Here is a 19,108-nt window from a genome sequence, read left to right as displayed (position 1 = left end):
TTATTTAGCTCTATAAGGAAACCAACGTCCAATTTTCGGTAGGTGATCCCATTCTTGTTTCGTGAACAGACGAAAGTAATAAATAAGCCATAAATAGATCGCTGCACCAAGACTCGCAGATGATAATGAAAGAATCGCCTCTGCTCCTCGCCCATTTGGCAAAAGCCTTTCCATTCCTGCTTGATAAATACTTAGGAATACAATCATTCCAAAAAGACTTAACAACCATTTCCACCAAAAATGGAAGGATTCAGGTTTCCAAAGTGACAAGCGGATGAGTACTCCGAGTGAAACGAGAGCCATAATAACAAAAGGCATTACTGATGCTAAAGCGGCTCCAAAAATTCCGTAAGCTGGAATGAATGCAAAATTAAACGAGATCTTTAGTAAAATACCGCCTATCAATATATATACAGACACAACAGCTTTTCCTACAGCATGAAGCAAACCTGCAACCGTCATAAATATCGCACCAAAGAAAACAACCGAGGTTATTAATTGTAACGTCATCGTACCTTGATAATCAGTGAACATCATTTTGTTTAATGACGGCATGATCATTACTATTCCCATTGCAGCTGCACCACCAAACACAAAACACACCTTAACCGAGCGACGAATTTCTTCTTTCGCATCAAACAGGCGACCAGCCTCATATGCGCGAGCAATATGTGGGATTGCGGCATACGAAAACACTGTCGTAATAACTGCACCGAATTGTATAAGTGGCCAACCACGATCATAAACTCCTTTTTCGATGGCTGCCTTAGCCATCGACCAGCCACTTGACTCAAGTAGCCGAAAAATCATCAAGGAATCAATTAGTTGAAAAATTATCAAAGCCATTGCACTGATTGAAACAAATGTACCTGCTACGAGCAAGGTCTTCAAGTCTTTCCACCAACCATTTGGCAAAGACCAGTTAAATGACTTTACTAAAAAGATATCGCGGTTTTTCTTCCACATCACGTAAAGAACAGTCACCCCTGCTAAACTGCCAAAAGATGCTCCAATTCCAGCCGATGTCCCCGCTAAGTAAGGGTTGTTTCCTTGCATCGCCCAAATAGCAACGACTAAAATGACAGAGACTCGAATCACTTGTTCAGCAACTTGTGAAATAGCTGTTGGAATTAATTCGCCTACTCCTTGATAAGCACCTCTGCCAATCGCCAGAAATGGAATTAAGAAAAAAGGAGCAGCCATCCATCTAACCGCTAGTGCTAACTGGGCATCTCCCATCATCTCGGCAATACCATCTGCAGTTGCAATGATGATAATCCCTAGACTTGCATGAATGAAGAATAAACATAGAAAAAGAAATGTCAATCTTTGCATCATGTATGACAAATCCCCTGGTTTATCTCCGTCATTAGCAGCTACTATTTTTGCGATGACAAGTGGAAAGCCATAAGCTCCCAACACGAACACAACGCCATATAATGGATAAACTTGTTGATATACATAGAAACCAATATCCCCTGTGATGTTTTGATAAGGAATTTTGTACACAGCGCTTAACAACTTGACCACGAACGCTGCTAGCGAGAGATACAATGCTCCCCTTAACCATGTTTGCTTTTGACGACTCTCTATCATGATTAATTTCCTCTCTATACCTAATAATCCCTTGTTATTATAGCATGTTAGAACCCCTCCATCATTAAAGCAGCACCTACAATTCTATGTAGGTGCTACTTTTACCTTATATTTGGTTTGCTATGCTAAGTATCCCAGCTTTTCTCCTCCCTTTCGTGAAAATTCTCGACAGGTCTCGTCGAGCGGGTTCATAGCTGCAGTCTAACGAAGCAAGAGAGAAAAATAAACATCAATCAACTTTTACCAGAGTATTTGTTACTGCTCCATTTGCCTTGCTAGAAAACCAGCCGCCGTTTCTGACAGCTTTTCTTCGACATCACCAACTTTGCCGCTCCCTTTACTTAATAAAATAACAGCACCAATCGGATCTCCATTCGCAATAATTGGAGAAATGCAATAACCTTCGATCGATTCGCTCATCTCTCCAGCAATTGTATACTCTCCTTGTTTCGATTGAATAACAGTATTCCTTTCTTCCATCGATTTTTCTACAATTTCTCCAATTGGTTTATTATGATATTCTTTTTTAGACCCTCCAGCCACAGCAATAAACGTATCTCTGTCGGCGATGAGGACGATATGATTTAAACTATCGTAAAGAGCTTCCGCGTATTCCTTTGCAAAATCCCCTAGTTCAGAAATAGGTGAGTATTTTTTTAAGATTACCTCACCATCCCTATCGACGAAAATTTCTAATGGATCTCCCTCTCGTATGCGAAGAGTTCTTCTTATTTCTTTTGGAATTACCACGCGACCTAAATCATCAATACGACGAACGATGCCTGTTGCTTTCATCACATATATTGCCTCGCTTTCTTTGTTTAATCTAAGATGTCTCGAAACATTTTACATGGATCAGAACCTTGTCCTTATTATTTGATTTAATAAAAAGAACTATTCACCAATTCAAGAATAAAGTTCTCTAATTTCCTATAAAACGCATTTGTAGCACCTATGATTTCCCATAGGTGCTACATTTCATAAAGCTTTTAATGAAATAACTTATACATTCGCTACTTCATCTTTTTTGACATCTTCTAACTTTGAAAGAACTTGTTCGAGAATTTTCATGTATTCGCCATCTTCTAACGACTTTGTTTTCAGATGAATCGCAAGTTGACTCCCTATCATCGACAAATGTAACTTCGGTGATATTTTATTTACAACCGTAAATAACTTGGCCCCATCTATTCGGTCCGTCGCCTCTTCACTAAAAATCACCTTGCATTGTTGATTCTTCTCAGATATTGATTCTACCTTCTCTTGTTTTGATAGCAACTTGATTTTCGATACAGAAAAAAGATAACTGACCTCCGCTGGATAATTACCGAAACGATCGATCATCTCATTTTGTAAATCCAATAAATCACGCTGAGAGCCAAGCATTTTAAATCGTTTGTACATATGAATTTTCTGCTTAGAATCAGGAATGTATGAGGCAGGAATATAAGCATCCACTTTCACATCTAGTTCAATTTCCGGTTCAACTTCCTGTTTTGGCTCACCATTTCTCTCAATCGACTCTTTTCGTTCATCGATTGCATCTTTCAACATTTGTGAGTAGAGGTCAAAGCCGACCGAAGCGATAAACCCATGTTGTTCCGCACCTAATAAATTTCCTGCTCCGCGAATAGACAAGTCACGCATGGCAATTTTAAACCCTGACCCAAGTTCGGTGAATTCTTTAATCGATTGTAGACGTTTTTCAGCTACCTCTGTGAGCACTTTATCTCGCTGATGAGTGAAGTAAGCATAAGCGACTCTATTCGACCGTCCGACTCGTCCTCTAAGCTGATAGAGCTGAGAAAGACCCATTCGATCTGCATTATGAATAATCAACGTGTTCACGTTTGGAATATCTACTCCTGTTTCAATAATCGTCGTCGTTACGAGAACCTCTGTCGTTCCTTCAAGGAAATCTAGCATCACCGTTTCCAACTCACCTTCGGTCATCCGACCATGAGCAAACTTGACATTCGCTTCAGGGACAAGCGTGGAAATTTTATCGGCCATCGATTCAATATCCTCTACGCGATTATATAAAAAGTAAACTTGACCCCCTCTAGCCAACTCACGTTCAATCGATTCTCTAACGAGAGATTCATTATATTCCACCACATACGTCTGCACTGGGAAACGATTCTCCGGTGGCGTTTCAATAACCGATAGATCTCTGACACCAAGCATCGACATGTGGAGAGTCCTTGGAATCGGAGTCGCTGTTAATGTCAGCACGTCGACATTCGCTTTCATCCGTTTAATCTTCTCTTTATGCGTTACACCAAAGCGTTGCTCTTCATCAACAATCAACAAACCTAAATCCTTAAACGTAACGTCTTTAGAAAGAAGTCGATGCGTTCCAACAACAATGTCACAATGACCGTTTTTCAGCTCATCTGAGGTTTGCTTCATTTCTTTCCGAGTGCGAAATCTGCTCAATAAACCAATGTTGACAGCAAAATCTTGAAAACGTTCACGAATCGTTTCGTAATGCTGTTGCGCCAAAATTGTCGTCGGAACCAATAATGCTACTTGCTTTCCATCCATGATTGCTTTAAAAGCTCCACGAAGGGCTACTTCTGTCTTCCCATAACCGACATCACCACATAATAGCCGATCCATCGGTCGTTCTAGCTCCATATCGTGTTTGATTTCTTCGATCGATTGGCTTTGATCTTCAGTCTCTTGGTATGCAAATGATGCTTCAAATTCCTGTTGCTCAGGGCCATCTTTTGCAAAGGCATGCCCTTTGCTTCGCTCTCGCTCTGCGGATACTTTGATCAAGTCTTCAGCAATATCCTCAACAGAAGACTTCACCTTTTTCTTCACTTTTTTCCAGTCACTTCCACCTAATGCATATAACTTTGGATCTTTATTTTCAGAACCAACATATTTTTGCACTTGATCTATCTGTTCTACAGGTACATAGAGTTTGTCATTACCAGCATACGATATGTGCATATAATCTTTATGAATATCCCCGACTTTTAACGTATCGATACCTAAGTACTTTCCTATCCCATGATTAACATGAACTACCCAATCGCCAACTTTTAGTTCAGAATAGCTTTTAATTCGTTCGGCGTTTGATAGTTTTCTACGTTTGGGTCTTCGTGTTTTTTTGGTGAAAACTTCTTCCTCGGTAATAACGATTAGACGTTGTAAAGGAAGTTCAAATCCTGACATAAAGTTTCCAATTGTAATTTGCGCCTGCCCTTTGACTGGAAGGTATTCACTTCCAACAATGGCAGCTTCAATCTCGTAATCTTCTAACACCTGTTTCATTCGTTTAGCGCGGTCTTCATTTTCACATACAAACGATATCGAATACCCCGCTTCTTTCCAACGAACAATTTCATTTTTAAGTAAATGAAGCTGACCATGAAAATTCTGCATTGTTTTGCTTTGAATATTTACAATATTTTGAGGGTTTGTTGTAGGAACATGACGTAAAAATAAGCTTAAGTAAATCATCGGTGCTACGGAATTCTGAAGAATATCCTCCCATGATTGAGACATCTGTAAGTCAGAAACTGCACCACCTTGAGAAAGCATCGTCGTCTGCCAGTCTGCTTCTTCTCTTTCTAGGCTTTGCACCATTTCTTGGACCCGACTGATCTCATCAACAAAAACAGCCCCTTGCGCTGGAATGTAATCAATCAACGTATGGTTCTTCTCGTAGTACATTGACATATATTTGTACATTACATCGAACATTGTACGTTCTTTAAGCCAGTCAATCTCAGCCCCTACTTGCTCTGCTAACTTTTCTTTAACAACTTCATTTTTTATCTTTTTTAAACTCACCGCTAATTGTTCTTCCAACTTTGCCGCGCCTCGTTGAAAATGTTCTTCGTCTAGTAATATTTCTTTAGCCGGCCCTATTGTCACATGTTTTTCTTGTGAGATCGACCGTTGCGTCTCCACGTCAAAGAAACGGATTGAATCAACTTCCGTATCAAATAATTCTATACGAATAGGGTGTTCTTCTGTTAACGGATAAACGTCAATAATTCCTCCTCGTACACTGAGATGCCCAGGTGCAGAAACCATTTCAACCCTTTGGTATCCCATTGAAATGCATTGATTTAACATAGATGATAATTCTAATTCCTCACCGCATCGAAAGGTAATTTGTCGCCCTTCCCACATGGCGGGCGGGGGGAGTAATCGTCTAACTCCGGCAATCGGTGAAATCACAATTGCTTCCTTGTTTGACGTCCATCGATTAAGCGCCTCGAGCCTTTGTCCTCTCATCTCCGGACTAGCAACGGCTACCTCAGAAGAAATCAATTCATTAACTGGATATAAAAAGACATGCTCTTCACCTAAAATCGTAACAAGATCATCAAATAACTTTTGCGCCTGAAATAAATTATGAGTAACGACTAACTGTGAGTGTCCCGTTTTCTTGTATATGGCCGCAAGCATCAACGAACGCGCTGAACCTGTTAGACCAGAAACCATCTGTTCAGATAAGTTTGCTTCAAGACCTTCGACAATACTGGAGACATCATCACCATCATAAATTGTTCTAATTAACCCTTCCAAGGTCTTCCCCACCTTCTTGTAAATCATCTTTTAGTTTTTCATTATCCAAAAAAGTCTTCACATTTATCTATTTTATCTAAATTACAATCACTTTTTCTACCAGAAACATGCGATAATTTTTCTATTGCAAACAAAGTCTACTTTTACTAACACACTACGTCTCTTACGTCTCTCTAATTAATAAAGCTAAATACTAATTGAAAAGCACAAGACGCTTTTAAGATAACGTCTTGTCTAATAGTTATAATAAGTGAAATAATTACTATCCTTTTAACTTACTAGAAAAACGCTTTGGCGAAACTTGCCAAAGCTTGTCGAACCTCATTTTAGTGAAGAAAGGATTCTTGTTCATGGTAAGTCGGATGGTCTTTTAATGTTTGTTCGCAGTCTTCACAAATGGTTCGTATGTGAACATGACCTTCTTTATCATATTCAATCATTTCTTGCTTATCTTGTTCATTCAATTGCTCGAGTCCTAGCTGTCGAGTATCCACATTAGCTTCAATCGACCCTACCTTCTGTTGACAATGCCGACAATAATAATGTACAGACATTTTTGTCCCCTCCTTATCAAACACAAGACTGTCCATTTAGTATGAACAAGCTTCGATTGAAGTATTCAAGGGTACTTACAAACCAGTAAGGTCTTTTCGTGAAATTTGTTGATATTTTAATGTTAGAGAAAGGATCGAATGGTCCTTCAATAATCAAATTACCGTTCATTCGAGTGACACTAGAAATTTAATCAACATTCTGAATTAAAACAGCTATTTAGTATCACTCTACTGATTAAAGTCATTCATGACTTTCAAGAAATCTTTTTCTGTCCATGCTTCCACAGCTTTTGCTGCTTTTTCTAAGGACTCCTCAACGTTTTGTCGATCATCTGGTGGAAAAGTACCTAACACATAATCAGGAACTGACATGCCAGGATCTGGGCGCCCGACTCCAATTCGGATACGATTAAATTGATCGGTCCCTAAATGTTGAATGATCGAGCGCACGCCATTATGTCCCCCGTGACTTCCCTTTTGCCGCAAACGAATTTTACCAGGGGGTAAGTCTAAATCATCATAAACGATTAATAAATCTTCTTGATCAATCTTGAAGTAATTCATAAGCGGCACGATTGATTCCCCAGACAGATTCATATACGTAAGTGGTTTAAGTAAAAACACTTTCTTTCCGCCAGCTCGTGTAAATCCGTAGGATCCTTTGAATTTCGCCTGATCCAATTCAATTTTTAATCGTTCCTGACACTTATCAATCACCTCAAAGCCTACATTATGCCTTGTACGTTCATAATTTTTCCCTGGGTTACCGAGTCCGACGACGAGCTTCATTGGTACGTTCTCTCCTTCTTGATCTTCTGCCCTCCGTTGGAAAAGCTTCTTAAATAACATCATATTCTCTCCTTGCATGATAATGTGACATTTCTTATTATACTGCAATTTGCCTTGAAAGTTAACTTCCTATTTGGAGAAGTTAATGATGCTAAGCCCATTTATGTCTAGCAAGAAGTCATATGTTTAAAGGGTATAACCTATACGGTTATACCCTTTATTTTAATTATTTATCTTCCTCTGACTCTTCATCTTTCTCAGCACCAACCAATTCAGGCTCGGCAGCTTCCTCTGTTTCTGGCTCTTCAGGCTCCTCATCTGGAGGTAGAACTGCAACAACGACTTCTTCCGGATCATTGTTAAATTCAAATTTAGCTCCACTTTTAAGGTCTTTTACTTGAAGCGAATCATTCACATTAAGTTCAGATACTTCAACTTCAATTGAATCTGGTAAATTAGCTGGTAAAGCACGGACAGATAGCTCATAAACTGCTTGCTGTAAAACTCCGCCGTCTTTAACACCAACTGAATCACCCACGACATGAACAGGAACATCGGCATCCATTTCCTCTTTCATATTCGCTGCATAGAAGTCTACGTGAACAACATCATTTTTAATGACATCATATTGTAAGTCGTAAATCATTACATCTGTTTGCGTGCCCTCAATATCAAGCTTAAAAACACCTGTTTTTCCTTCTGAACGAAGTGTTTTAATAAATGCAATTTGATTCACGGCAACCGGTTTATTACCAAATGCTTTTCCGTATACTACAGCAGGGATCTTCCCTTCTGAACGTATTTTAGATAATTTCGACCCTTTTAAATCTTCTCTTACTGACGCTTGTAAAACTGTAGCCATATCCATTCACCTCATCATTTTTTGGGGTATTCCTATGTTTTTCCCAACGAAAGTTGGATTGAAACCTGTTATTATTCGGGAGCGTAAGTGGCCTCACCTAAACCTTTAGAAACTTCATGAATCTCTAGTATATAACAAATGTACTATCTTAATCAAATAAACGGCTAACAGATCGCTCTTCGTGAACATACATAATCGCTTTGCCGAGCAATGGTCCAACCGATAATTGCGTTATTTTATCAATTATCTTCTCCTCTGGAAGTCGAATCGAATTGGTTACAACAAGTTCTTTTATTTTAGAGGATTCGATTCTTTCAATAGCTGGTCCTGATAAAACGGGGTGAGTACTACATGCATATACTTCTTTTGCCCCTCTCTCAATCATCGCGTTTGCTGCCAATGTCATCGTACCAGCTGTATCAATGATATCATCAATGATGATTGCTGTTTTACCTTCGATATCACCAATGATATTCATTACTTCCGATACATTCGGCTTCGGGCGTCGTTTATCAATAATCGCAATCGGCGCTTTGAGACGATCAGCCATCTTTCTAGCCCGCACAACTCCACCATGATCCGGAGAGACTACTACAATATCGGAAAGGTTTTTCTCTTCAAAATAGCTTGCTAAGATCGGCACGCCAACAAGCTGATCAACTGGAATATCGAAGAACCCTTGAATTTGTGTTGCATGAAGATCCAATGTAATAACACGTGTTGCTCCAGCAGTTTCCAGAAGATTTGCAACTAACTTCGCCGTAATCGGTTCACGAGAGCGGGCCTTTCGATCTTGGCGAGCGTAGCCATAATAAGGCAAAACAACGTTGATGTTATTTGCCGACGCACGTTTCAATGCATCAATCATAATTAATAATTCCATAATATGCTCATTTGCTGGAGAACTAGTAGACTGGATTACAAAAATATCACATCCACGAATACTTTCTTCAATATTAATTTGAATTTCTCCATCACTAAATCTTTGCACCGAACTCTTTCCCATTTCGATGCCGATTTCCTTAGTAATCTCATGCGCTAATGTAGGATTCGAATTTAGTGTAAACACCTTTAAATTGCGATCATTGTACGGCATTGTGTTGATAACCTCCATTAAAATTTACTTTCTTCGTGTGTATTACTTTTTCTTTACATAACCTTCTTTATTCGACTGACGCTCGCGAGCAATAGCTAATGATTCTTGCGGGACATTATCAGTAATCGTTGATCCAGCCGCTACATATGATCCTTTTCCAACCGTTACTGGAGCAATCAAATTAGAATTGCAACCAATAAAGGCACCATCCTCTATTTTCGTTAAATACTTTTTCTCACCGTCGTAGTTAACCGTAATCGAGCCGCATCCAACATTAACACTTGCGCCTATTTCCGCATCACCCAGATAACTCAAGTGAGAAGCTTTGCTGCCTTGTCCCATTGACATTTTCTTCAATTCTACAAAATTTCCTACACGAACGTGATCTGCTAATGTTGTTTCAGGACGAAGATGAGAAAACGGTCCGATCGCGACCCAATTTCCTACTAAGCTAGAATGAACAACAGACTGTTTAACTACTGTCTCGTCACCAATCTTGCTATTCTTCACCTCAGTATGAGGACCAATCTGACAACGCTCACCAATAATCGTTTCCCCTAACAAGACTGTTCCTGGATGTAGCGTTGTATCTTTACCTATTGTAACATCTGGAGAAATGTACGTTTGCTCTGGATCAATGAAAGAAACACCTTCACGCATCCATTTTTCATTAATCCGTTTTTTCATCCATTTTTCTGCTTGACTTAATGCTACTCGGTCGTTGACACCTATCGTTTCATGAAAGTCCTCTGTTTGATAGGCAGCTACAATTTCACCGTCTTTTTGTAAAATTTCAATCACATCTGGTAAATAGTACTCCCCTTGAGTATTATTATTACCTACTCGCTTCAATGCTTCAAAAAGCGTTTCGTTATCAAAGCAATAAGTCCCCGTATTAATTTCTTTGACCTGCTTCTCAACTTCTGATGCATCTTTTTGCTCAACTATTTTCTCTACTGTTCCTGCGGAGTCTCTCAGGACACGGCCATATCCCGTCGGTTCATTTGTATATGCCGTTAGAATCGTTGCTTTTGCGTTTGTCGACTCGTGGTGTTCGATCAGTGCATCCATCGTTTCTCTAGTAAGTAACGGGGTATCTCCACACACGACCATCGTAATCCCTTGTTTATTTTTCAACATTTGTTCAGCTTGCATCACAGCATGTCCCGTTCCCAGTTGTTCGGCTTGCAAGGCATACTGAGTCCTTTCACCAAGATGACCTTTCACTTTTTCGGCTCCATGTCCGACAATTGTCACCATTTCATCTATCTGACATTGTTCAAGCTGATCTACAATGTGTTGAACCATTGGTTTACCACAAACAGGGTGAAGTACCTTATATAGGTCTGATTTCATCCTTGTTCCTTTTCCAGCTGCTAATACGATTGCAAATCGCTTTATCATTTAATAACCTCCATGGCCTGTTTTTCCATTACGAATATATCTCATATTAGTGTTTATTTCAAGATAATAGACAATAAATCATCGATAAGTTAAAAAAAATAAACCCAGCCTATAAATATTCAAGGCTGGGCTAGTTAAAAATAAATAATTATGACGCTCCTGCTTCTTCATACGATTCTACCTTGTCACCAACTCGATCATACTCTGTTAACACTGCCGATTGAATCTTCTCACGAGTTTTCGATGAAATTGGATGAGCAATGTCCCTGAACTCTCCATCTGGTGTTCGCTTGCTCGGCATTGCAACGAACATGCCATTATTGCCGTCGATGACTCTAATGTCATGAACAACAAACTCCTCATCGATGGTAATAGATGCGATTGCTAGCATACGACCTTCCGTATTTACACGGCGAAGTCTCACATCTGTTACTTCCATATCTGCCACCACCTTTTTGCAATGAAATACCTTCTTACTTAACTCGATTCGCTATAAATTGGAATAATCCTTCTTTTTTGAATAAAAAAACCTTAAAAATGTAATCGCTTAAATATATTTATCAAATTTAACGTCATCCAGAATTATTCATAAAGCATCTAAATACAAACAAACCGCAGCCTCTTTTATCGATTAGCAACGGTTTGTTCATTTTATTCAGTTATCTTTTGCAAACAGACTTTGAAAAATATTCCCACGTTCCACTTCAATAGCTTTATTCTTTACATCTACATGGGAAAGCTTCGTCAATGACGTATAATCACCCACAAGTTTTTCTTCTTCATGAACAGCTTCAGTCAACACACCAACCCCTGCAACCGTTGATTGGAATTCTTCAACTAAATCCATCATACCGCGAACTGTCCCGCCAGCTTTCATAAAATCGTCAACGATAAGTACATGAGACTTCGGTTTCAAACTTCTTCTTGCTAGTGACATCGTTTGAATTCGTTTCGTTGAACCTGATACATAGTTAATGCTCACGATTGATCCTTCTGTAATCCGTTGCTCATGTCGGACGATGCAAACTGGCACGTGTAGGTGAGCTGCGACTGCATAAGCTAATGGTATTCCCTTCGTAGCCATTGTCATGACAGCATCGATTTTTTCAGCCCGGTAATACGAGGCAAAGATCCTTCCTAATTGCTGCGAAAGAGACGGGTCTCCGATAATGTCCATCATATATAAATATCCACCAGGAAGCAGCCTACTTGGGTCTTGTAATTGACTACAAAGACGATCAACCAATTGTTCAGCTTCTTCAAGGTCAACAGTCGGAACAAACGTCACTCCACCTGATGCACCGGCTGATGTTGCCAATCTGCCTAGTCGTTTTGTTTCAAATACTTCCTTCACAATACCGATATCTTCACTAATCGACGATTTTGCCGATTCATAGCGCTGTGAAAAAAACGTTAAAGGAATCAGTTGGTGTGGATGAGATAATAAATATTGGGTCATATCCACTAAACGACCACTACGTCGATACTTCATACGGCACCTCCAGTAAATCCGAATATTATAAACGTAATATATCATTTTTATACGGATCTAACAAGAAGTACAGTAATTATATTTGATATCTACTTCCTAAAAGACGAACAACAAACACATCATCCATGAAACCTTTTAAACCATTATAAAGTCTATATGCTTTTGTTTCACTACTAGTCAGTGAAAATACAGTTGGGCCGCTCCCACTCATCACAGTTCCTTCTGCACCAAATTGAATCAAACGTTGCTTTATATTTTTTACTTCTGGAGCAAGTTCAAATGTTGCGGTTTCCATTACATTTTCTAGTTTTTTACATATACCTGAAAAATCTCCAGTTTCGATAGCTTCTTTCATCCCTTGAGTATCAGGATGCTTCATTTTATTTAGGTCAAGTCGTTGGTATATGTCCTTTGTCGAAACACCTAATGACGGTTTCGCTAACACAATCCAGCAAGGTGGTGGTGTAGGAATAAACGTCAACGTTTCTCCACGCCCCTTGGCTATTGCAGTACCCCCATGAACACAAAAGGGAACGTCTGAACCAATCGTTAGACCAATCTCAGCCAACTCCTCTAGAGAAAGTCCTAAAGACCACATCTCATTTAAACCTCTTAATACAGCAGCAGCATCTGTGCTGCCACCGGCTAAGCCAGCTGATACAGGGATATGTTTATCGATATTTATCGACACCCCACTTGTTATTGAGTAGCGATCCTTTAATACTTTGGCCGCTTGATACGCAAGGTTATGCTTATCATTCGGAACATGTCCAATATTAACTTCTATATTTATCTGATCTTCTTTTATGAGAGAGAGTTGTATCCTGTCAGCTAAATCTACAGTTGTCATAATCATTTCAACTTCATGATAGCCGTCGCCCCTCTTTCCGACAACATCAAGCGTTAAGTTTATTTTTGCTGGTGCTTTTACCACCTTTATCATGCTACCACCTGCTTCTTTAAGTTCCATACCTTTTCTTTATTCTAGCATTTGTTCACACTAGATAATACCTTGTTTTATGACATAAGAAAAGACCAGAGTTATGGACTCTGGCCAAATAAGTGCCGCAATGGGGTAAAGTTGTCTAGCTTTTTAATCGACCTTCAGCTAGTTCAATGGCTCGTTTCACCATATTACCAGCATCTCGCGAACGTATACCGCCCCAGCCTTCCTGTTTAACGGTATCATAAAAGCCGAGTTCTTTTGCCAGTTCCTCTTTAAACTGATCTGACATAACCCCTCTTCTTCTACTCATCGGCAACCTCTCCTTTATAACCATTGCGACAAGTATAGCTTCCCCCACGACAATAAGATTTACGTTAGAAATAATTGGTTCCACAAAGGCAAATGATAACTAGACACCAACAAAATTGTTTATACGTTCAACCTAAAAAAACGATTACCCAACAAACAATCAACACTAAAAGTGAGTGATTAGATCATTTGTTGAGTAACCGTAGTATTTCTATTATGCTTCTTTTGGGATTTCATCTCGCATTGTGAGCTTGACTGTTTCCGTCAAGACGTCTGTGTAGCTATAAGAAAGTCTTTCTACAGAATGTTCATTACGATCTAGTTTCACTGTGAAAACAGCTGGATAGATTCCCTCTAAGAGACCAGAACGTTCAATCATTTTCTTTCTTCCACCATTTGCTTGGACTGTTACTTTCTTTCCTACATTGGCTTCAAGAATTTTTTTGATTTCCAATAATGTTTTTGCCATTCCACCACACCTCACTTAGAAATAAGTATAGCACAGACTTGGACACAAGTCAAATCAAATCTAAAATTATAACAATGCTGTTTGTCTGTGTCAATACATTTTTCATTATTTTTCATATTCGTTAGGCTGACCCATTTACCTCCGAATTATGTGAGAATGTCATGGTTGTTTTTATTGCCTTCTTCTTCTTCATTTGGATTGTCATAAAAAGGAATGCCACGTCTTAATGAGCCGATTGTCTCCAATCCACCAAGTCCTTTTTCGCCTGATAACGTCGTCTTAAGAATATCCCACATGCTTAGCTGTTCGGAATAAGGTGTCAAACTAACTTTGGCGACAACATACACAGGATCTAACGCGTGAATATTCACGCGCTCAGGGGAACTAGCAAAGTTTGCTCCTGATTTAAGAATCGATTGAAAATGGGATTGGCATGCACCTGCAAAAATCATTAAATGGTCCTTATAAGGAATTACCTTACGCGCCTCACGAACCGTATCCGCAAAATTTTTTGAATTCCGATACGCCTTTAGTTCTGATTTAGATCCTCTTGACTTGGTATATGCATCGTGTCCTGTAATAACAAGCAAATCAGGTCGCACCATTTCAACTAAGGAAGCGACCTGCTCTGCCATCTCATTTTCAGGGAGATGAACCCCATACACAGGAACCCCTAATCGGTCATAAACAGCTGTACACTTCTTTAAATATAAAGGATCGCCGTCAAGATGAAGCACTCTTCCAGGCACTTCAAAATAGGCGTTTTTTTTTGTGTAACCTGACGTTATATCGTAATCAGTTTTTTCTCGAACCAGTTTTCTTTCCTGGCGAAACAAATGGTAACAACTTTCTTCTTGTAGCTTTTGCTCTCGCTTTCTAATTTTCCTATCTTCTTCTTCAATTACGGTGAGATCATCTAAAGGCGCATCTGCCACAAGTCGAACTTCCTCTCCGAAGAGCTCTGCCTCCCCCCCATGAATCCGATGCACACGAAATAAGACATCACAATCATATGACAAACGTCCGACGATTTGACCGGCTTTGATCTCAGTCATTCATCACGCCTCCTTCTACGCTACTTTATGCAAGAAGGCGGTCACATGCTACTAACGTTTGTCTCCATAAAATCTGTTACATATTTGAGCAAATTCGTTTATTGATAGAGATTCAGCTCTTCTTTTAGGATCAATATCCATCTTCGATAACATATCTGCAACTTGAGATTTAAGGAAGGACTCTTCAAAAAACTTTGCCAAATTATTCAGTAATGTTTTTCTTCGTTGTACAAATGAGGCTTGCACAATTTCAAAGAAAAATGACTCATTTTTTACATCAACTGGTGGTGAACTTCGTTTCGTTAATCTCAAAATCGCAGAATCAACATTTGGTTGAGGAACAAAGACTGTTTTCGGAACAGTGAAAATAGTCTCTGCCTCGGCATAATATTGAGCAGCAATCGAAAGTGATCCATAAGCTTTTGAGCCAGGTTTTGCTGCGATCCTTTCCGCTACCTCTTTTTGTAACATAACAACAATTACTCGAACTGGAACCTTATCTTCTAGTAATTTCATCAAGATAGGTGTCGTCACATAATAAGGTAAATTGGCTACAACAGCCAAGTCTTGTCCTTCTTCGAAAAATTCATCAATCTCATTTTTTACATCTGTCTTCAATACATCTTGATGCATGATTTTCACATGCGGATAAGGTGACAATGTTTCCGCAAGAATTGGTATTAATCGTTGATCGATTTCGTAAGCTAAAACTCTCTCGGCCACTTTAGCCAACTGCTCTGTTAGAGCTCCAATTCCAGGACCAATCTCAATTACACCAGATTTTTCTGACAGATTTGCAGCCCGAACAATCTTAATAAGAATGTTTGGATCGATTAAAAAATTTTGTCCAAGACTTTTTTTAAATGAAAACCCGTATTGATTCAATATTTCTTTCGTTCGTTTAGGTGTTGCAATGTCTTTGTCCATTAGCTGCGTAACTCCTTTTCCACCTTTTCGGCTGCTCTCTGAAATTCCTCTTTTGTCACGCGAAATTGTTTTAGACGTTTATATAACTGTTTACCATTTGTGTAGCCAATATTTAATTCATCGCCTAGCCTTTCTCGCTTTTGCTTTGCGGAACTGCCGGCAATCAATCCTAGATGAATCAATTCCTCTTTCGTTATCTCTTCCACACTGTGAATACCTTCATGTTCTACAAACGAAGATTTTGCAGCCATTAGAGCTTCTCGAAGATCTCCTTGATTGGCATGTTCAATCCCAATTTTATTTCTACGGTAATCAATCGCCGCATCCTTTGCTAAGAACGCATGTTTACATCCAGGGACGTATCGATCGATTGTTTTACGGATTTTCTCACCAGGATAATCTGGATCTGTAAACACGATTACACCTCTTCTTGATAAAGCAAACCGGATTTTTTCCAACGTTCGTTCGGAAATAGCTGAACCGTTTGTTTCGATCGTATCACACGTAAACGACCGTCTTAACGTGTGAGTATCATTCTTCCCTTCGACAACAATCATTTCTTTTATTGTATCCCGTTCCATAAAACTTACCTCTCTCACTAACAATAGATTCGTGGGACCTTTTTTGATTGTCCCTAAAAAAACAAGAATATTTCAAGATATTTGGAACCTTTTTTGAAGTTACTACGTCTAATAGTATAAAGAATAAATAGAAAAAAGCACAGAGGCAATCTCCCCTGTGCAAGATACATAACATTTGTTAATCTAATACCCTAATTTCAACAGACTTGCGCCCAAAAGCACGGACCTTATCTTTATCTGGGATAAATATATCAATTTTCCGACCTTTAATAGCTCCACCTGTGTCTCCAGCTGTGTAGGTACCATAACCTTTCACTTCGACAGTTGAGCCAAGTGGAATGACACTTGGGTCGACGGCAATGACATTCGCACTCGGGTTAGCACGCAAATCAATTCCTGTAGCCGTTACGCCAGAACATCCATTACAAAAAGCTGTGTATGAAGTAGCTGTGAACGTTTGCCAAGAGCCACCAGAACTTGTTGACGAACCAGAAGACGTAGAAGACGAATTTGATGACTCCGACGGGCTTGATCCCCTTGATACTGTTGGCGTTGGTTCTTTTGTACCAACAACAACAATTCTGTCTTCACTCTCCGTAACAACTTCTTCTTTTAGAAGTTCTCGAGAGACTTCTTCTCCATCTTCCAAAACGACTTCGTAATGTCTTTCAATTCTGCCTTCTTTTCCTTGCTCTTTCACTTGTTCAGAACCTTGTTCTAGCGACGAATCATTTTGAGTTACCGTCCCGTAGTCGACTTTTTCTTCCACAACATCGGTCACCTTTTCCACGCGAACAATGTTAACTTCTACTTCCTCAAGAATTTTTTCTTCTTCAGCAGGTTCCACGCGATCCAAATCGCCTAACTCAATATCTTCTGATTCTAATAAATCAGCAACTGTTTTTGAAGTGGTCCAAACCTTTTCTTCTTCACCTTCTAATTGCAAGGTAATTTGAAAAGCAGATTCAAACGTCACTTCCGTAGTTAACGCTTCTTCTAAAGACGGTTCGATGAGATCATGTTCAGATACTTCTATGTCCAATTCATCCATAAATTCTCCTACCGTTTCAACGGTAGTCCAAACCGTTTGTTGATCGTCATCAATATGAGCAACAATTTGCTGCGCAGGTTTATACTCTATAGTCATTGCTTCTCTGATCGCTGTGTCTGCTGATGGTTCGACTAAATCATGTCTCCCCATATCAATATTCTGTTCTTCCAACACCTCTTTAACTGTTGATGCGTGAGTAAATACAGATATCTCTTCATCATCCGCGTTTACGATTACTTCTGCCTTTGTCACTTCATAAATCGCAAAAGTTAAAATACTCATCAATGTTATTAGTCCGACGCTGGAAACGGCCAGCTTTCTCAATGAAAAACCTGAGATAAGCTGCTTCATCCATAGTATCATGGTTGAACCCCTCCTTCACGAAACCGAATTATACGCTGTCCCTCCCTCAGTGTCAATAAATAAATTGTGAATACTTTCCATGCCATTATGAAACCTATGGTCTTAAAAGGAAAGATATTCTTCTCGACATTGATACTTTATGTAAGAGGCGGACAATGTAGAACTTCGGACAAGCATAGAAGGTACGACACGGTTCGTCGACATTAATTATCTTTTTATGTCAGCTAATCCCGAAAAGTTTTTTTGCATTTAAGCTTGTTTGCTTTGCAATATCTTCGTAACTGACTTCTCTAAGCTCTGCAATTTGTTCAGCAATCAGTTTCACATAACCAGGTTCGTTTCGCTTTCCCCTAAATGGGTGAGGTGCTAAAAAGGGCGCATCGGTTTCAATAAGAAGTCGTTCCAAAGGAACCTCTTTCACTACTTCTTTCGGACGTATTGCATTTTTAAACGTTACCGGACCTCCAAATGAAAGATGAAAATTCATCTTCAAGCATTCTTGGGCAATTTCAATACTTCCACCGAAACAATGCATGATCCCTCCCACATCTTCAGCTTTTTCTTCTTTTAGAATATCAACAATATCTTGATGAGCTTCCCTATCATGAATAATGATCGGTAAATTGACTCGCTTCGCTAAATGAATTTGCTTTCGAAACGCTTCTTTCTGTACGTCTTTCGGTGACTTATCCCAATGATAGTCCAAGCCGGTTTCCCCAATTGCAACCACTTTAGGATGAGATGCTAACTCTTCAATCCAATTGAGATGCTCTTCTGTTAAGTCAATCGCATCGACCGGGTGCCATCCTACAGCTGCATACAAAAAATCATGAGTTTCGACGAGATTTATCGCTTTTTTTATTGTTTTTTCGTCAAATCCAACAACAACCATGTTCTCTACTCCCGCTTCTTGTGCACGAGCAATCACTTCTTCAAGGTCATCTTCAAACTGCTCAACATTCAAATGTACATGTGTATCAAATAACATAATCTCATGTCCTCTCCTTTTTTTAATTAAGGCTACGTATAGGTAACATTTATGATAGAATCTCCGACATTCAGA

Annotated in this window: 18 protein-coding genes; all 18 read right to left on the bottom strand. The window is 39.3% G+C overall.

Translation table 11 applies throughout. The annotated features are described in order from the left end of the window. The 18 genes from ACM26V_RS18030 to ACM26V_RS17945 all read right to left on the bottom strand — a co-directional run bounded on the left by ACM26V_RS18030 (position 1) and on the right by ACM26V_RS17945 (position 19,033). Positions 1-1,596: a putative polysaccharide biosynthesis protein gene (locus ACM26V_RS18030; protein ID WP_416148122.1), complete on the bottom strand. Its 1,596-nt coding sequence runs from the start codon at positions 1,594-1,596 to the stop codon at positions 1-3. 255 nt (positions 1,597-1,851) lie between these two features. Then, positions 1,852-2,391, bottom strand: a complete 540-nt coding sequence (gene spoVT / locus ACM26V_RS18025) for a stage V sporulation protein T (RefSeq protein ID WP_416151909.1) — start codon at positions 2,389-2,391, stop codon at positions 1,852-1,854. A 207-nt stretch (positions 2,392-2,598) separates the two neighbouring features. Then, positions 2,599-6,147, bottom strand: coding sequence for a transcription-repair coupling factor (gene mfd, locus ACM26V_RS18020; protein WP_416148121.1), 3,549 nt, complete (start codon positions 6,145-6,147; stop codon positions 2,599-2,601). 326 nt (positions 6,148-6,473) lie between these two features. Continuing rightward, positions 6,474-6,701: an anti-sigma-F factor Fin gene (locus tag ACM26V_RS18015; RefSeq protein ID WP_416148120.1), complete on the bottom strand. Its 228-nt coding sequence runs from the start codon at positions 6,699-6,701 to the stop codon at positions 6,474-6,476. A gap of 228 nt (positions 6,702-6,929) precedes the next feature. After that, a complete protein-coding gene (pth, locus tag ACM26V_RS18010) occupies positions 6,930-7,490 on the bottom strand; it encodes an aminoacyl-tRNA hydrolase (protein ID WP_416151908.1) in 561 nt (186 codons plus the stop codon). 226 nt (positions 7,491-7,716) lie between these two features. Beyond that, positions 7,717-8,352 (bottom strand): 50S ribosomal protein L25/general stress protein Ctc, encoded by a 636-nt coding sequence (locus ACM26V_RS18005; protein WP_416148119.1) that lies wholly within the window; start codon positions 8,350-8,352, stop codon positions 7,717-7,719. Positions 8,353-8,500: 148 nt separating this feature from the next. Further along, the gene (locus ACM26V_RS18000) at positions 8,501-9,448 is read right to left on the bottom strand and encodes a ribose-phosphate diphosphokinase (RefSeq protein ID WP_416148118.1); all 948 of its coding nucleotides are present in this window, start codon (positions 9,446-9,448) and stop codon (positions 8,501-8,503) included. 42 nt (positions 9,449-9,490) lie between these two features. After that, the gene (gene glmU / locus ACM26V_RS17995; protein WP_416148117.1) at positions 9,491-10,852 is read right to left on the bottom strand and encodes a bifunctional UDP-N-acetylglucosamine diphosphorylase/glucosamine-1-phosphate N-acetyltransferase GlmU; all 1,362 of its coding nucleotides are present in this window, start codon (positions 10,850-10,852) and stop codon (positions 9,491-9,493) included. Positions 10,853-11,000: 148 nt separating this feature from the next. Then, positions 11,001-11,291: a septation regulator SpoVG gene (gene spoVG / locus ACM26V_RS17990; RefSeq protein ID WP_416148116.1), complete on the bottom strand. Its 291-nt coding sequence runs from the start codon at positions 11,289-11,291 to the stop codon at positions 11,001-11,003. Between the two features lie 216 nt (positions 11,292-11,507). Next, on the bottom strand, positions 11,508-12,344 hold the full coding sequence (gene purR, locus ACM26V_RS17985; RefSeq protein ID WP_416148114.1) for a pur operon repressor: 837 nt from the start codon (positions 12,342-12,344) through the stop codon (positions 11,508-11,510). Between the two features lie 76 nt (positions 12,345-12,420). Beyond that, entirely contained in the window at positions 12,421-13,287 is an 867-nt protein-coding gene (gene ispE, locus ACM26V_RS17980; RefSeq protein WP_416148113.1) for a 4-(cytidine 5'-diphospho)-2-C-methyl-D-erythritol kinase, read from the bottom strand. 142 nt (positions 13,288-13,429) lie between these two features. Continuing rightward, positions 13,430-13,600, bottom strand: coding sequence for a small, acid-soluble spore protein, alpha/beta type (locus ACM26V_RS17975; RefSeq protein WP_416151907.1), 171 nt, complete (start codon positions 13,598-13,600; stop codon positions 13,430-13,432). 213 nt (positions 13,601-13,813) lie between these two features. Further along, positions 13,814-14,068: a Veg family protein gene (locus ACM26V_RS17970; RefSeq protein ID WP_416148112.1), complete on the bottom strand. Its 255-nt coding sequence runs from the start codon at positions 14,066-14,068 to the stop codon at positions 13,814-13,816. Positions 14,069-14,214: 146 nt separating this feature from the next. After that, positions 14,215-15,123 (bottom strand): sporulation peptidase YabG, encoded by a 909-nt coding sequence (gene yabG, locus ACM26V_RS17965; protein ID WP_416148111.1) that lies wholly within the window; start codon positions 15,121-15,123, stop codon positions 14,215-14,217. Between the two features lie 51 nt (positions 15,124-15,174). Beyond that, positions 15,175-16,050, bottom strand: a complete 876-nt coding sequence (rsmA, locus tag ACM26V_RS17960; RefSeq protein ID WP_416148110.1) for a 16S rRNA (adenine(1518)-N(6)/adenine(1519)-N(6))-dimethyltransferase RsmA — start codon at positions 16,048-16,050, stop codon at positions 15,175-15,177. Next, positions 16,050-16,631 (bottom strand): ribonuclease M5, encoded by a 582-nt coding sequence (gene rnmV / locus ACM26V_RS17955; protein WP_416148109.1) that lies wholly within the window; start codon positions 16,629-16,631, stop codon positions 16,050-16,052. Before rnmV ends, rsmA begins: the two co-directional genes overlap by 1 nt. 178 nt (positions 16,632-16,809) lie before the next feature. Then, positions 16,810-18,045, bottom strand: coding sequence for a ubiquitin-like domain-containing protein (locus ACM26V_RS17950; RefSeq protein ID WP_416148108.1), 1,236 nt, complete (start codon positions 18,043-18,045; stop codon positions 16,810-16,812). Positions 18,046-18,265: 220 nt separating this feature from the next. After that, complete coding sequence (locus ACM26V_RS17945) at positions 18,266-19,033, bottom strand: TatD family hydrolase (protein WP_416148107.1); 768 nt, start codon at positions 19,031-19,033, stop codon at positions 18,266-18,268. Positions 19,034-19,108 lie beyond the last annotated feature (75 nt).

It is taken from the genome of Salipaludibacillus sp. HK11 (assembly GCF_047795645.1).
Classification (GTDB): Bacteria; Bacillota; Bacilli; order Bacillales; family Salisediminibacteriaceae; genus Salipaludibacillus.
The sequence above is the reverse complement of the archived record's forward strand: the minus strand, read 5'-3'. Positions and strand labels throughout refer to the sequence as shown.

Bases quoted from the DNA above. Each gene is read 5' to 3' on its own strand.
- purR (WP_416148114.1), bottom strand. From the start codon at position 12,344: ATGAAGTATCGACGTAGTGGTCGTTTAGTGGATATGACCCAATATTTA.
- ispE (WP_416148113.1), bottom strand. From the start codon at position 13,287: ATGATAAAGGTGGTAAAAGCACCAGCAAAAATAAACTTAACGCTTGAT.
- ACM26V_RS18015 (WP_416148120.1), bottom strand. From the start codon at position 6,701: ATGTCTGTACATTATTATTGTCGGCATTGTCAACAGAAGGTAGGGTCG.
- yabG (WP_416148111.1), bottom strand. From the start codon at position 15,123: ATGACTGAGATCAAAGCCGGTCAAATCGTCGGACGTTTGTCATATGAT.
- rnmV (WP_416148109.1), bottom strand. From the start codon at position 16,631: ATGGAACGGGATACAATAAAAGAAATGATTGTTGTCGAAGGGAAGAAT.
- pth (WP_416151908.1), bottom strand. From the start codon at position 7,490: ATGAAGCTCGTCGTCGGACTCGGTAACCCAGGGAAAAATTATGAACGT.
- spoVT (WP_416151909.1), bottom strand. From the start codon at position 2,391: ATGAAAGCAACAGGCATCGTTCGTCGTATTGATGATTTAGGTCGCGTG.
- spoVG (WP_416148116.1), bottom strand. From the start codon at position 11,291: ATGGAAGTAACAGATGTGAGACTTCGCCGTGTAAATACGGAAGGTCGT.
- ACM26V_RS17970 (WP_416148112.1), bottom strand. From the start codon at position 14,068: ATGGCAAAAACATTATTGGAAATCAAAAAAATTCTTGAAGCCAATGTA.
- ACM26V_RS17945 (WP_416148107.1), bottom strand. From the start codon at position 19,033: ATGTTATTTGATACACATGTACATTTGAATGTTGAGCAGTTTGAAGAT.
- ACM26V_RS18030 (WP_416148122.1), bottom strand. From the start codon at position 1,596: ATGATAGAGAGTCGTCAAAAGCAAACATGGTTAAGGGGAGCATTGTAT.
- glmU (WP_416148117.1), bottom strand. From the start codon at position 10,852: ATGATAAAGCGATTTGCAATCGTATTAGCAGCTGGAAAAGGAACAAGG.
- rsmA (WP_416148110.1), bottom strand. From the start codon at position 16,050: ATGGACAAAGACATTGCAACACCTAAACGAACGAAAGAAATATTGAAT.
- ACM26V_RS17975 (WP_416151907.1), bottom strand. From the start codon at position 13,600: ATGAGTAGAAGAAGAGGGGTTATGTCAGATCAGTTTAAAGAGGAACTG.
- ACM26V_RS18005 (WP_416148119.1), bottom strand. From the start codon at position 8,352: ATGGCTACAGTTTTACAAGCGTCAGTAAGAGAAGATTTAAAAGGGTCG.
- ACM26V_RS18000 (WP_416148118.1), bottom strand. From the start codon at position 9,448: ATGCCGTACAATGATCGCAATTTAAAGGTGTTTACACTAAATTCGAAT.
- ACM26V_RS17950 (WP_416148108.1), bottom strand. From the start codon at position 18,045: ATGATACTATGGATGAAGCAGCTTATCTCAGGTTTTTCATTGAGAAAG.